10 protein-coding genes are annotated in these 15,133 nt (G+C 39.0%); 2 read left to right on the top strand and 8 right to left on the bottom strand.

Features of this window, described 5'->3' with window-relative positions; translation table 11 throughout:
• The first annotated feature begins 130 nt into the window (after window positions 1–130).
• A complete protein-coding gene (locus QL989_RS12530) occupies window positions 131–1,972 on the top strand; it encodes a methyl-accepting chemotaxis protein (RefSeq protein ID WP_290170676.1) in 1,842 nt (613 codons plus the stop codon).
• 227 nt (window positions 1,973–2,199) lie between these two features.
• On the opposite strand, the gene QL989_RS12525 is transcribed toward QL989_RS12530, so the two are convergent.
• The 6 genes from QL989_RS12525 to QL989_RS12500 form a co-directional block, all read right to left on the bottom strand.
• Window positions 2,200–2,391, bottom strand: coding sequence for a hypothetical protein (locus QL989_RS12525; protein WP_290170675.1), 192 nt, complete (start codon window positions 2,389–2,391; stop codon window positions 2,200–2,202).
• 274 nt (window positions 2,392–2,665) lie between these two features.
• The gene (locus QL989_RS12520; RefSeq protein WP_290170674.1) at window positions 2,666–5,686 is read right to left on the bottom strand and encodes a TonB-dependent receptor; all 3,021 of its coding nucleotides are present in this window, start codon (window positions 5,684–5,686) and stop codon (window positions 2,666–2,668) included.
• 243 nt (window positions 5,687–5,929) lie between these two features.
• Window positions 5,930–8,263: a penicillin-binding protein 1B gene (gene mrcB / locus QL989_RS12515; RefSeq protein ID WP_290170673.1), complete on the bottom strand. Its 2,334-nt coding sequence runs from the start codon at window positions 8,261–8,263 to the stop codon at window positions 5,930–5,932.
• A 134-nt stretch (window positions 8,264–8,397) separates the two neighbouring features.
• Window positions 8,398–9,627, bottom strand: a complete 1,230-nt coding sequence (locus QL989_RS12510) for an ammonium transporter (RefSeq protein WP_054202014.1) — start codon at window positions 9,625–9,627, stop codon at window positions 8,398–8,400.
• A 9-nt stretch (window positions 9,628–9,636) separates the two neighbouring features.
• On the bottom strand, window positions 9,637–9,975 hold the full coding sequence (locus QL989_RS12505; protein ID WP_010391070.1) for a P-II family nitrogen regulator: 339 nt from the start codon (window positions 9,973–9,975) through the stop codon (window positions 9,637–9,639).
• Between the two features lie 254 nt (window positions 9,976–10,229).
• On the bottom strand, window positions 10,230–11,012 hold the full coding sequence (locus tag QL989_RS12500) for a response regulator (RefSeq protein WP_138605645.1): 783 nt from the start codon (window positions 11,010–11,012) through the stop codon (window positions 10,230–10,232).
• Window positions 11,013–11,317: 305 nt separating this feature from the next.
• Between QL989_RS12500 and QL989_RS12495 the strand changes: the two genes are divergently transcribed.
• Entirely contained in the window at window positions 11,318–12,835 is a 1,518-nt protein-coding gene (locus tag QL989_RS12495) for a carboxypeptidase (protein WP_290170672.1), read from the top strand.
• 48 nt (window positions 12,836–12,883) lie between these two features.
• Here the strand turns inward: QL989_RS12495 and QL989_RS12490 are convergent, their stop codons facing one another.
• Window positions 12,884–13,576 carry an START domain-containing protein gene (locus QL989_RS12490; RefSeq protein WP_290170671.1) on the bottom strand — a complete coding sequence of 231 codons (693 nt, stop codon included), beginning with the start codon at window positions 13,574–13,576 and terminating at the stop codon, window positions 12,884–12,886.
• Window positions 13,576–15,096 carry a CYTH and CHAD domain-containing protein gene (locus QL989_RS12485; RefSeq protein WP_290170670.1) on the bottom strand — a complete coding sequence of 507 codons (1,521 nt, stop codon included), beginning with the start codon at window positions 15,094–15,096 and terminating at the stop codon, window positions 13,576–13,578. Before QL989_RS12485 ends, QL989_RS12490 begins: the two co-directional genes overlap by 1 nt.
• Between the last annotated feature and the right edge of the window lie 37 nt (window positions 15,097–15,133).

Raw genomic sequence — 15,133 nt, 5'->3', positions numbered from 1 at the left:
AAACACAAATTAATAATAAAAAATTGAAAAAGAGCCCGAAAGGGCTTTTTTTATTTGTAAACGCTTATATTTGAATAATAATTAGACTTTATACGGTCTATGTAGCCTAAATCAATTATAAGAGAAAACTATGTCAGGATTAAGACACTTAGCAGCCCCCGCCATCACACTCATGGCAAATTTAAAATATAAAACAAAAATTAGTGTTGTGTTTGGAATTTTATTATTACCATTAGCGCTGAGCTTATTTTTTTTAGTGTCTTTGCTAGGTAACAGTATTAGTGTTTCGCAAATGCAGCAACAGGGCTTAAAAGGTTACCATCGCATCTTAAGTAACCAAATAGATGGCAACACAGATAAAAATCCACAAGTTGCGCGTGCGTTAGGCTATCAAATCAATAGTACTAAAACTCAGGATATACTCGAGTTTATTTCTATTGAATCTAACTTAGCGTTAGATAACCAGCTTGCAAGCTCCTACCTTAACCGCTCATTAGTACTGCCTTTACCCTCGCTAATTGTCCAAATTAACTTACTAACACGAAGTGCAAACACTGTGATCGATAATAATCGATTTACTCCTGAAACCTTTATTGCGCTATCTAACTTAAATAAATCGTTACCCCTTTATGAAAATCAATTATATAAAACACTTAAAGTAGCAACCGATGCTGATAGCACCGTGAGCGAAGCCTTATCTGCGCCACTAAAACAATTACACAGCGCAATCAATACATTTAAAAACGCCATAGAAAAAAAATTACTCGAACCTGACAACATAGCCTTAACAAAAGCAGAATTTGCGAAGCTCACTAACAATGTAAACACGAGTATTAATACGCTAGTTGAAAAAAGTATCCCAACTCTTGAGAGTCTTATTGAAAAAAAATACGCCTCACAATTGTGGATACGCAACTTAGTATTAGCGGCCTCTGTGATCAGTTTGCTATTTGCTTTATATCTTATGGTCGGCTTTTACTTTGTTGTAGTTGATACTATTACCCAATTTGCTCTTTGTGCAGAGCAAGCAGCCAATGGCGATTTAAACTCGAAGATCAATTCAAGTACTCACGATGAAATGGACATCATTGCCCAAAGGTACAATGCTTTATTACGTGCTTTTACACAGCTATTAGAGAAGGTTAAAAGCAGCACACATTCACTATCTGATGCAACCTACTCCTTACCTCATGTAAGTAGCCAAACGAGTCAGGATGTAGAAAAGCAGCAAAACCGCGTTAATGCTATTAACTCAGCCCTAAGTAATATGAGCCATAGCGCACACAGCGTTGAGGACTCAGCTAATAAGGCAATGCTCACAGCTCAAAAAGCAACAAAACATGTTAAACAAGGCGCAGATAACACGATGGAGCTGGCTAAATACATGCAGGACTTAAAAGTTGAATTTACACACAGCCAGCAATCGCTTAATAAGCTTGCCCAAGATAGCCAAGAAATAAGCAAAGTAAGCAAAGGGATAAGTGAAATAGCCGAGCAAACCAACTTGCTAGCACTTAATGCCGCTATTGAAGCCGCTCGCGCAGGAGATCATGGCCGTGGTTTTGCAGTTGTTGCAGATGAAGTAAGGACACTCGCTAAACGCACACAAACGCAAACCCAAGAAATACATCAAATTATTAGCTCGTTGCAACAAGCATCTGAAGATACACAGCAAAAAATGCATTCTAGTGTAGAAAAAATGGAGCAATCTGTTGATGCCGCAACACAAACAAATCAAGTGTTACAAGATGCAGAATACAGTATGAATATGATCAAACAACAAGGAGAAGAAATAGCCCTGCGAGTAAAAGAGCAATCACAAGCTACGGCACAAGCTCTAGGCGACTCTGAGGAGGTGAGTAACCTAGCTAATCATACGCTTAGTTCGGCACAGTCTTCCTTACAGGATGCTCAGCGATTACAGCAACTATCGGATGATCTGACTAAATCAATGCAATTTTTTAAATCTTAAAAAATTAATAATTGCCCCGTCCTGAAATAATTTGACGGTTTTAATGAGGGGCTTGGTGTGTCAGTACCAAGTTTTTTTATACACTTGATTTGGTATTTTCATACCCAAACTTAAGTACGAACGCATTTCATTTTATATGAATATCAACTCCTCAACAAGCAGCTTAACTCTACCATGTATAACATTTATACAGTAGGAATATTACTTTAATATCCCGTTTCTACGCTCTACTCAGATGTTTTGATAACAGTTATATCCGTCATCGATGGCTTAATTCTCTCTTTAAATAACTCATCTTGATATACTTCAGAGCAACACTGTAAACCTCTATCTGAATGATGAATCGCGTCACATTTAAAAACGCTATGCTTAATCGTCATATATAGCGCTTTCATTTCATCACTCAGCTCATAATCCATTATTCTCCGACTATAACTATCAGTTACTAATGACCGTTAATATATGCTTTGCGCTTGCTTGTGTGTGAAGTCACCTTTTTCTACTTACTTAACAACGGATAGTTTAAAGCCTAATGTACAATCTCGTTGGGTACGCTTAGCGCCCTTAATTTCAATGGTCTTCATAAATAGATCCTAAATGTGTAAATGCATTTCAGGACAAAAAAAGCTTTCGCATAAAAAAAGCCCTTTCGGGCTTTTTTATTATTTATATTATTGTGATGCTATATAAAGTTTAGAATCGAGCTTCAAACCCTATACGAACATAACGTGGAGTCTGCCAAGAGTAAGCAGCGTCATGGTAAGCATTAACTTCGCCTTCATTTTGCTCGTAATGCTCATTCAAAGAAGCCTCTGACTGACTATTTAATATGTTGAACACATTGATTGATGCTCTCATATCAATATCTGAAACAGTAAAGTCATATGCAGCAGATAAATCTAAGTTAAATGTCCATGGTGTACGACCATTTGTACCACGGTCATGCTTCTCATAGATTTTTTCTTCTTGCTCACATTCACCATTACCATTGGTATCAGGACACTCATTTGTGTAAATGTAGAAAGTATCACCCCAACCACCATTTAGATTTGGATCTTTTGACGGGTAACCTTGGCCGAATAAACTTTTAGGACGACCACTTTGTAATGTTGCATTCCAACCTACAGTCAAGTTTTCAACTGGCTCCCAACTACCAAAGAATTTAAATGTATGACGACGATCATTAGGTTGATAACCCTGAGAGCCATCCATTACAGCTGGGAAGTCGAAGTCTTGTGTAATACCCGCATCAGCTTGGCCAATATCGGATTTAACAGCACCTTCAAAGTTACCAACACTTCGTGCCCATGTATAACCAAACTGGTAACGAATCGTATCAGCCTGATAATTTAAGTTAAACTCTACGGCGGTATATTCATTATTAGCCTTAGGTAAACCAATAGTGTCAGCAGAGTAAGTCGTTAGTGAACCTTCATCTGGAACACCGTCGTTATCAAAGCTTGAATCACCCCAATCAGTACCATTCCAATAGTAACCATCACTATACCAGCTAGAAGATGAACCAGGATTAATCATCACACAATATGGGTAAGCATAACGACCACAGTAATCATCTAATGCAGTAGCAACTTCACGATAAACACCTTTAATACCAACAGTGTACTCATCATTTAGTGCTTGCTGTACACCTAAAATATATTCATCTTTTGAAAATGGTTCGGCTTCTTGCGCTTGGAAAATATCTTTTTCTGGGATAACCGGAACACCACTTACTTGTTGTGAGTTTGCTAAACCGCCTGAGCCAAGAGTATCTGCCAAAGGAGCCAAACCTGTAGGTGCTCCTGTCGTTGCATCAACACCCGTATACGTGTAAGCAGTAGTAATATCACTTACCCCAGAAGCTGCACGGAAAATAGTGTTATTTGCAACAGGTAAGTAATAACGTCCATAAGTACCATATACTTTAGTGTCGCCAGTGCTCGTTGGATCCCACGTGAAACCTAAACGAGGAGCAACATCCGTTTTGAAGCTTGTAAGTAGCTTATCTGTTGTGCCCCAACTATCAAACTCATCTATACGTAAGCCAACAGTTACCGCAAAATCATCTGTTACTTGCCAATTATCTTCTATGTAATAAGCCGTAAGCTCTGACTTAAAGCTACCGCCACCATCAAATACTCGATCTTCAACGTATTGCAATACATTACCAGTATTGTTTGTTAATGCGCCATTATCAGCTTGAAAACTGCCGTTAGCCGCTAGTGTACGGTAATCATAACTGTGGCCACCGATAGGACGACTCACTCGCTCAGATTCACGCTCTTGATAATCGATACCAAAGCTAATCTGATGGTCTTGCCAAACATACTCAATATCAAGGCGGTACTGAGTATTTTCATCATTATTTGCACCAAAGCTACCACCAGCACCACAACCAGTGATTGGATTAGAAGTACCACGAGAATCTGTAATACTTGGGCAAATTAAGTTTTCTGATTGCGTTTCATACTCAGTCTCAATTGTACCAGCCATTGCTGTGACAACTAAATCTTCAGTTAGTACACCTGTGTAACTCAAGCTTTGCGCTTCGCCACCACGCTTAAGTAATGCACCATCTTTGCGGTCGCCTATAACACCGTTGTTGTAATCATAAACAGAACGCTCAATATCACGACGATTTGAATAAGCAAAATAGCTTAAGCGATGGTTTTCATTAATATCCCAATCGAGTTTACCACCCCAGAATAAATTATCTCCGCCAGATGCAGATTCTTCTCGGTACTGATCGTTCGGTGAAAATTCATCTCCACCCCAAGTATAAGACGACTCAGTATCACGCGGGTTTATTAACCCATAGAAAAAAAGTGTGTCTTCAATAAGTGGGCCACCAACAGCAAGTGTAACGTCAGTCTTGTTATCAGAGTCATAACTTTCATCTCTGAAAATTTGACCTGCTCCATTATTGCCACGAGAAATGCTGCCCTCTTCTTGCAAAGAATCAGGTTGGTACTGAACTACAGCAGAAAATTCCCAATCGTTAGTACCGCCTTTTGTAGTTGTATTAATAGTACCACCAGTAGCTCGGCCAAACTTGGCTGAATAACCACCGGTTTTAACTTGAAATTGGTCATAGAATTCAAACGGGACTTCGCCACACCCTAAGCCTTGGCGAGTATTAGTAACTTCTAACCCGTTAATATAACATGCATTTTCAGCAACAGAAGAACCACCAAATGACGCTGTATTTCCAAATGCGCTATCGCCTTTTACAGCCCCAGGTGCTAATAATGCAACTGATGTTAAATCACGATTAATTGGCATTCTGTCAATTTCAGCATCTGTAATAACTAGGCCCGAATCAGCTGTTGAAAGATCTATTGATGAAATACGAGCACCAACAACTTGAATTACCTCTGGGCCAGAAGAATCGAAACTGTTTAGGTCAAAGTTAGCTTTTGAATTGGCACCTAAAGAGACTCTAACGCGGTCTTCAGCAACTACAGCATCGCCTTTTAATATTTGTATCTCGTAACTACCTGTAGGCAGAGAGGCAAAGCGAAAGGTACCTTCACTAGAAATACTTAGAGTTCGCTCTAAACCAGTTGCAGGGTTTTTAACTTTTACAGTGTAAGAACTATTATCATTAATATTATTTACAGTTCCTATTACATCAGATGCAACAGCAGGTAATGCTAGGCCTAAGGATGCTGATACGGCAATTGCCGTTATACTTTTCCTAAATATTGATTTCATTATTTATCCCTGTTTGAAATTATAATTATATGCCTTAAAGGCATATTTATAATATGCTTATGAAACAAAAATGCAAACAAAAAAACAAACAAATTTAACAAAAAACAAACAAATACCCATTCCTTTAAACTAACAACAGGTGAACAATATTTATACTATAAAAATAAATAAAAACATTTCACTAGTCCTTTATTAAAGAAATCCATAAAAAAAAGCCCTTTCGGGCTTTTTTGTTTTTATTACTTAGCGAATACATTGGGGTCTTGGTTTAAACTCACTGGCCCTAAGCGGTAATTGAATCACTTTGCCACACCCTGGTGGTGCTTGCTTCCCGGTTTGCTCGTTTACAAATGCCCACCGAATTGAAGGTGGACGAGTATCGGCAATGGCTTGGGGGTTTAGCGGTTTTAAATAACGAATATAGGTTTCAAGCGCCCCGACACTACCAGTCAAACCAGTGCTTTTATTATCGTCACGACCTAGCCATGCAACCGTCACTGTATTTTGATCAAACCCGGCAAACCAGCTATCGCGTAATTCGTTACTGGTACCTGTTTTACCTGCTAACTGAATCGACGGAAAATGTAAATTTAAGCGCTTAGCGGTGCCATCTTTAGTTACTCGCTTCATAGCGTATTTGGTCATGTACATGGCATCTTTATCAAAGCGTTGTTCGTTACTCACTTTATGCTTATAAAGTACTTTACCAACAGAGTCAGTTAATGCCGAGATAGACGTCAGCTCTCTGTATTCGCCATCAGCAGCAATAGTGGTATAAAGCTGGGCCACTTCAAAACTCGACATTTCAATAGCCCCTAATAGCAGCGACGGGTATTCATTAATATGGCCTTTAGCACCTAGTCCTCTGAGTGTATTAGCAACTTTATCAACCCCAACATCAAGCCCTAAGTTAACTGCCGGAATATTAATGCTGTGGCTGAATGCTTTATAAAGAGGCACGGCGCCTCGGTATTGATGATCAAAGTTTTCTGGCTGCCATACTTTTCCCTCTTCGTTGGTGACTTGCACGGGTGAATCATCAAGCAATGTCGCTAAATTATAATGAGGAAGCTGCAGTGCACTTAAATACACTGCCGGTTTAACTAATGAGCCAATATTGCGCTTGGTATCAAGCACCCGGTTAAACCCTGAATAGCGCACATCACGTCCAGAGACTAACGCTGATACACCAGCTTTTTCAACATTAACGGAGATCATTGCCGCTTCTAATTCTTTGGTATTTGGACGCCTTTCCAAATAAGGTAAACTGGCCTTAATCGATTCTTCCATTGCGGTTTGTTTTTGCAAGTCAAAGTAGGTAAATACGCGCACTCCTGCATCTAATACTTCTTGATCAGGTAGCAGCTGTTTCAACTCGCGATTAACCAACTCTAAGTAACCTGGGTAAGACTTTTGTAAGCTGGCTTTCATTGGCGCAATATCAATTGCGCGCTTTAATGAGGCTCGATACTCTTTAGTGGAAATAAGTTTGTTATCGACCATTAAACGCAGTACTAAGTCACGACGCTCCATAGCACGTTCTTTATAACGTCTAGGGTTATAATAAGAAGGGCCTTTAACCATGGCCACCAGCAGAGCAATTTGGTCGTACTCAAGTTCATCAACGGGTTTTGCAAAGTAAAACTCAGCAGCCAGCCCCATCCCATGTACTCCTTGGTTATAAGACTGACCTAGGTAGACTTCGTTTAAATAGGCTTCAAGAATCTGATCTTTTGAATAACGATAATCAAGAATAAGCGCAATAAAAGCTTCATTGATTTTACGTACTAATGAACGTTCACGGGTAAGATAAATATTTTTAGCTAGCTGTTGCGTCAGTGTGCTGCCCCCTTGCACGGTTCTTCCTGCGCGAATATTGATATATAAAGCCCGTAAAATAGAAAATACCGATACCCCATGGTGATCATAAAAATCGCGGTCTTCGACCACTAACAAAGCATTTTTAAGCATGTCAGGAAATTTATCTAATGGCACAAATTCGCGGTCTTGTTTTGAGTCATTACCTATACGGGCTATTTGTACAGGCTCTAATCTGGCAGTGTTTAAGCGACGACCGAATTTATCTTTAATACTGGCAACCTTTTCTCCAGAGAAACGTAGTTCAATTACGTGGGCATTTTCTAAACCATCATAAAATTCAAAATCACGACGAAAAATCTTAATACTATTAGCTGTTTTAATATATTGCCCTGTGCGGCTTAAGCGATTAACTGCCGTGTAATTTAAACGTTTAAGCTCCCATAAAACTTCTTGCTCAGATAAAAACTGCCCAGGAAAAAACGTCATTGAACGCGCATACACTTGGGCTGGAAGTTGCCATTTATTGCCTTCAAATTGGCGGGTGATTTTTGCATCAAGATAAATAAAGTAAAGTGCTACAGCGATGAAAGTCGCCAGACTCAGTTTCCAAAAAATAGAAAACAACGTTTTTAAAAATGGCCGTTTAGCCGAACTTGCGGTTTTTTTTGCAGCACTTTTTCGCGCTGATGTTTTAGATGACTTAGTAGCGCGCTTAGTCGAGGGTTTACTGGTCGGTGTTTTCTTTTTTTCAGCCATTTAAGTGTAATACATTCCAAAGGTTGATTTAACGCGAGGAGCTTATCACATTACTCTAACACCTGAAAAATTAACCCTTCCTGAAATCAAAAAAGCCCTAACTGAGTAGGGCTTTGATTGAACACACAATACTTTTAATTACTTCTTACTGAAACAAATTCTGGGTAAGCATCAATACCACAATCATGTTGATCCATACCGTTTAGCTCTTCCTCTTCGGTAACACGAATACCCATAGTTTGTTTTAAGACTGCCCAAACAATGAATGATGCGATAAACACAAAGCCAATGATACATAGTAAACCAATTAACTGTGCCACAAGGTTAGCCTCGGCATTAGTAACCGGCACTAATACCACACCTAATATGCCACATACACCATGCACAGAGATGGCACCTACAGGGTCGTCAATTTTCACTTTATCAAGTGCCACAATGCTTAGTACAACCAAAGACCCACCTAGTAGGCCATATAAACACGCCATTAATGGTGATGGTGATAATGGATCTGCAGTAATAACCACTAAGCCTGCAAGTGCGCCATTAAGTACCATGGTTAAATCTGCCTTACCCCATAATAATTTACATAAGAACAAGGCTGAAATTGCACCCATAGCTGCAGCAGCATTGGTGTTAAGTAGTATTTGACCTACTGCAGTTGCATTTTCTTTATCTGAAATTAATAACTGTGATCCACCGTTAAAGCCAAACCAACCCATCCATAAAATAAATGTACCCAATGTAGCAAGTGGCAAGTTTGAACCTGGAATTGGGTAAATTTCACCATTTTTACCATATTTACCTTTACGTGCACCCAGTAGAATTACACCCGCAAGCGCTGCAGCTGCACCGGTTGCATGGACAATGGCAGAACCTGCAAAATCAACAAAGCCTAATTCAGATAGGAAGCCGCCACCCCATGTCCAGTAACCTTCAATTGGGTAAATTAATCCTGTAAGTACTACTGTAAACACTAAGAAAGCCCATAACTTCATACGCTCCGCTACGGCGCCAGATACAATAGACATAGCCGTTGCAACAAATACTACTTGGAAGAAAAAATCAGACTCTAGTGAATGATCGGCGTCTGCCGCTTGACTACCTATTAGGCCACCAAATGAAGGAATTATTCCGCCTTCAACGTTGTCTACATACATAATGTTGTAACCGACCAACAAAAACATAGTACAAGCGATAGAATAAAGTGCGATATTTTTAGTTAGGATTTCTGTAGTATTTTTTGAGCGCACTAAACCAGCTTCTAACATTGCAAAACCAGCTGCCATCCACATAACTAAGATGCCAGAAATTAAAAAGTAAAACGTATCGAGCGAAAACTTCAGCTCTATAATTGTATTTTCCATGTTGCCCCCTTAAATTGCGTCATCATCAAGTTCGCCTGTACGAATACGGACGATTTGATCTAGGTCGTAAACAAAAATTTTGCCGTCACCAATTTTGCCCGTTCCAGCAACTTTGGTAATGGTTTCTACAACGCGTTGGCAATTTTCACTTCGAGTGGCAATTTCAAGTTTAATTTTAGGTATAAAGTCAACTTGGTACTCTGCACCACGGTATAACTCTGTATGACCTCTTTGACGTCCAAACCCCTTAACGTCAACCACTGTCATTCCTTCGATGCCTAAATCAGCGAGTGCTTCACGCACATCATCTAGTTTGAATGGCTTTATTATTGCACTGATCATTTTCACAAAGGCCCCCTTAGGACACTAGCTTGTTATTGTATTTGCTCTATACAATCCAACCTTTGTGCCACCTTTAAATTACAAATAAAAACAGAGGGTTATTAAATTAAATAATATAAAAAACAAAAAAGCGCACCATTTAGGTGCGCTTTTTTTAAGCAAAATACAGAATTGGTGCGAGTCGATAAATACGCAAATAGTCGTCTTTAACTAACCGTTACACTCCCAAATACACATTGATAACGTATTTAAGATTAAAGTTACTCTGTCGCATCGAAAGACAAAGCCGGTTTTTTAGCATCACTTAGCCATATTGACTCCATAGTTTGCACCACTCGAAAGTGAAACTCTTCATGGGTGAAGGGTTTAGTTAAAAAGTCATTCGCACCTGATTTAATAAATCGTGCAGCAACGCCATAACTATATACATCAGCTAAACCAATAATGGCCAATTGCTCACGGCTTTTAATATTTCGAATTGCTCTAATTAATTCAAAACCATTCATACCTGATAAGTTATGGTCAGTGATCACTAAGTTGATTGCCTGATCATGCTCAAGTATATGAAGAGCTTGCGCACTATTATCAACAGTAATGACGTCAAACAATTGTTTTTCAAGCATTTGCTTAACCAAGCTACTGCTCAATAAGGAATTATCTACAACCAGTGCTTTGCGCCCCTGGTTACGCAATAACTGTGCTACAAATTTTATGGCGTAAAGATAAGAGTCGCGATTATCTTTAATGACGTAATCGATAATACCTAATTCCAGCATTTTTAAACGTGTATGTTCATCTGTTTGCGTTGTCATCACCAACGTAGGGATACCTTGCGACAGTGTAAAGCGAGTTATATCAGTATCGATTTGACCACCAACAGATAAATCAACTAACGCGAGCGAATAACTAGTTTGATTTAGTAACTTTTTACATTGAGTAAGTGACTGAGCGAAATCAACCCGCACATCAAGGTAATGAGCAGCAATATGTTTGAGTACCTGTTTTACCCTTATATTATCTTCAACAATTAAAACCCGTTGCATAAACTCCCTTTCATTTACGTTCAACCTTTATGGTAATAAACCTAAAAATAAATCACTCTCAAGCATCCATTTAAAAACAATTAAAGCGACCAATAACTTAAAAAACTTAATTAATAATTAAATTTTTTAATCGCCTTAAACTTACAGTATGGCATACACATCAAGTATATTTCGCCTGTTTGCTATGTTGAGATTAATCTTAATTACATAAACTCAACGATTATTATCGGCAGCTAGTCTCAATACTTTTGTTTTTTACTCAAATATCGCTATAACTGCAGTACATAAAATAAAAAGGGTTAGTTATGAAATTTAGTCGAAGTCTATTTTTACCCATTGCCGCAATTGCACTTACATTTACAAGTGCAACGTTTGCCGATAATCAACGCCGTATTGATATCGACAGTAAAGTAGTTACTCAGCACAAAGCAAAAATAAATAACGAACGATTTTCTTATACGGTAGCAACAGGCACACAACCGGTATGGGATAACAAGGGAGATGCCATAGCAACCCTTCAATACACTTACTACACCCGCGATAAAGTAGATGACAGAACAAAGCGTCCATTACTTATTTCATTTAATGGTGGCCCAGGCTCAGCATCGGTTTGGATGCATTTAGCTTACACCGGCCCTCGTGTTTTAAAAATTGACGACGAAGGCTACCCAATTCAACCTTATGGTGTAAAAGATAACCCTTATTCGGTTTTAGATGTAGCGGATATCGTTTATGTAAATCCTGTAAATACGGGTTATTCACGTGTTGTAGAAGATAAAGACGGTAACCTTTTACCCAAAGATAAACAAAAAGAGCTATTTTTTGGCGTTAATGCCGATATAAAGTACCTCGCAGAATGGCTTAATACTTTTGTATCTCGAAATGAACGTTGGCGCTCTCCAAAGTTTTTAATTGGTGAAAGCTATGGTACTACTCGTGTATCGGGTTTAGCACATGAGCTGCAAAATAGTCAGTGGATGTACATTAACGGTGTTGTACTCGTTTCTCCTACCGATATCGGTATTAAACGCGACGGACCAGTAAAAGCAGCTAACCGCCTACCTTACTTTGCAGCTACTGCATGGTACCACAAAGCATTAAACGCCGATTTACAAGCAAAAGATTTAGACGAGCTATTACCAGAAGTTGAACAGTTTACTGTTAATGAGCTTATTCCTGCGCTTGCAAAAGGCGGCTTTATTGCGCCTGACGAAAAACGTCGTATTATTAAAAAAATGGCTGAATATGCGGGTTTATCTGAAACATTTGTTAGTCAAAACAATTTAGATATTCCAACACAGTTTTTTTGGAAAGAGTTGTTGCGTGAACGCGGACAAATGGTTGGTCGACTGGATTCGCGCTATTTAGGCATAGATAAACGCGATGCCGGTGAGTCTCCAGATTACTGGGCAGAGCTTACATCATGGCTGCATTCTTTCACTCCTGCAATTAACTATTATCTTCGTGAAGAGCTTAATTACAAAACCGATATCAAATATAACTTATTTGGTAACGTTCACCCATGGGACAGAAGCGGAAATAATACCGGTGAAAATTTACGCTTGGCCATGGCTCAAAACCCTTATTTAAATGTAATGGTTCAGGCGGGCTATTTTGACGGTGCAACCAATTACTTTGATGCCAAATATACTATGTGGCAATTAGATCCAAGTGGTAAAATGCAAGATAGGTTAAGCTTTAAAGGCTACCGCAGTGGCCACATGATGTATCTACGTCATGCAGATTTAGAAAGTTCTAATAACGATTTACGCGAGTTTATAATGCAGTCTTTACCCAAAGACGGTGAATCCGCTAAATACTGATTAGCTTATATCCACTTAAAAAAGTGATCACTTAGGTCACTTTTTTACTTATAACTGCGGCGGTTCGGTATGTGTGCAATTACCGGTGCGAATAACGGTTGGCTTTGCTATGTACTGCTTAGTAGTGAGTATTTCAGCAAGATTTATTAGCGTCTTAAGGGTACTTTTTAGGGCGATCCGATTATTTAACCACGTGGGTATCTTACCGCCTGGTAACGCATATACCTGATAACTAATGTGCAAATTTTTCGCCTGCTGAGTTAACAGCCACATTGCATCTAAGGTGCTTATTCTTATTACCCCTTTAGTTTTAGGTAAAAAATCTGGGCGCGCGTGAATACTAAGCTGCGTTTGCAACGAACTCACCCTTGTATAGCACGAATAAGTAATCACATCTCTATTGCTAACAGGCCACGGGCTATCAATATAACTGTAAACTAAGTTTTCTGAAGGGCTTAAACTTTTGAGTAACGTGACCTTAGTAATGTTTTCTATCCAGCTAGGGGCTGTATCGGTATCACTAAGTAAAGCAACTAAATCCTCTGCGGTGACATTGCTAACCACCGTTTCAGCTTTCATTTTCAAGGTATCGTCAGTTAAACGCTGAAAATAAACACTTACCCCTTGTTTACTTTCGTAAAGTTGCCAAGATGGCTGTGAACACACATTGGTAGCAAAACACAAAAGTGAAAGAATCATGCACTTTTGCAGCAAGGTCCGGCCACAAAAGTGCTTAGTCATTAAAGCCAATAGGGTTCTGTATCAAATGAAGCATGACGACTTTGCTCCATGGCACTAACTAAAAAGTCAGATTTTTGTTCTAACCATAGTTGTATTTTTGCCAGTTGAGCATCTTCTTGCCCGCCACACAGCTGTTTTAAATAATCAAGCGTGCTTAACTCATACATCCCATGAGAAATATCCAGCCAAGGGAGCCTAAATTCTAATCGCTCATCTTTATTAAACAGTGCCCCTAAACAGTTACCACTGAGCAAACTATTTTCTAATTGAGTGCGGAAGTTTAAGTAATCATTGCCTGCTAAGCTTTGCTCTTTAGGCAATAAGCGATGTAAGTTTTTCCAATCTTTATCAAATAAGCGATGAGCAATATCTACAATAGGTTGCTCTGCATTTTGAAGCTCTGCTTGGCTCCAATCTTTACGCCACTGCTTATTTATCAGCCACGTTGTTAAGCTCAGCAATAAACGGTTGTAGCGGGCACTATGAAAAAGCGAAAAAATATCGTCAATGCTCGGCTGTAACTCTTTTAAATCGTTTATAACTTGCGTTAACGCAGGAGCACTATTTATTTTTTTATAAAAAGCATGGCGCTTAGAGGTATAAGTTTTTAACTGAATCGCATTTTCAACCCATGCTAATTCACTTAATAACCACTTTAGCTCTGTTCTGAGGTGATCGGTACTTTCTTTACTAACAATATCGTCAAACAACCAAAAATTGTGTCTAATTAAACTAATGCCATCGGTTACCCGCTTTAATGTTTTTAAGCTCGGCTTATCGAAGTAGCATTGCTCGTGTTTTTGCACAAAGCGAATTCCAAACCCCATAGCTTCAATAAGAGCTTGCTCTTGAGTGACTTGCTTATTAAGTTTAACAAAGCCGATTGATTTACTTGGTTGTAGCGGTGTTTCATCCGCAAGGCGATAGCCTCTTGCTGCTTTTGAATAGAGCCCTAAACGAATGCTGTTTTGGCTCACTAATATATCTGCAAAAGCAAATAGCTCCTCACGACTACCTTCAACCAGCTCGATTTCAAGCTCGCTGATGATTTCTACCTTACCTGACGCAGCAATTTCACCTTTATCTAATACCACTTCAATTTGGGCACCATTTGGGGTTTCTATTAACCACGTACGGCGAATAAAATTAGTACTAAAAATAGGGTATAGATTTTGTGATATGGCATCAATTTGCATACCGTGAGGCCAAATTGATGAATCAAACGCCATTAGATTTGGTCGGTTTGTTTCTATTGGAAGATTGTATTCTGGGCGCTGATGTAAGCCCCCGACCACTTCTCCAGCTAGCTTAATTGTTTGCTCACAGCGCTCGTTTGTACAACGCGTTCTAAAGCCAATATCGAGTGCTCTTAACTCTCTGCTTGGTGTATCATAATAAGCATTTTGCAAACTTTTAGAAGGTTTGTTTGTGACTGTTTTTGCAAATTGAGTAATTAGTGAGGGGATCAGTGGAATGACGTCATCTGATACCAAAAATTTCAGTTCTATCTCAGTATCCATTAGGCTTGCGGATTACCCTTAAAATTAATAAGTGCTC

The sequence above is a fragment of the Pseudoalteromonas sp. APC 3224 genome, from assembly GCF_030407535.1.
Lineage (GTDB): Bacteria > Pseudomonadota > Gammaproteobacteria > Enterobacterales > Alteromonadaceae > Pseudoalteromonas.
Note: the sequence above shows the minus strand (reverse complement) of the source record. Positions and strands in the feature narration are given on the sequence as shown.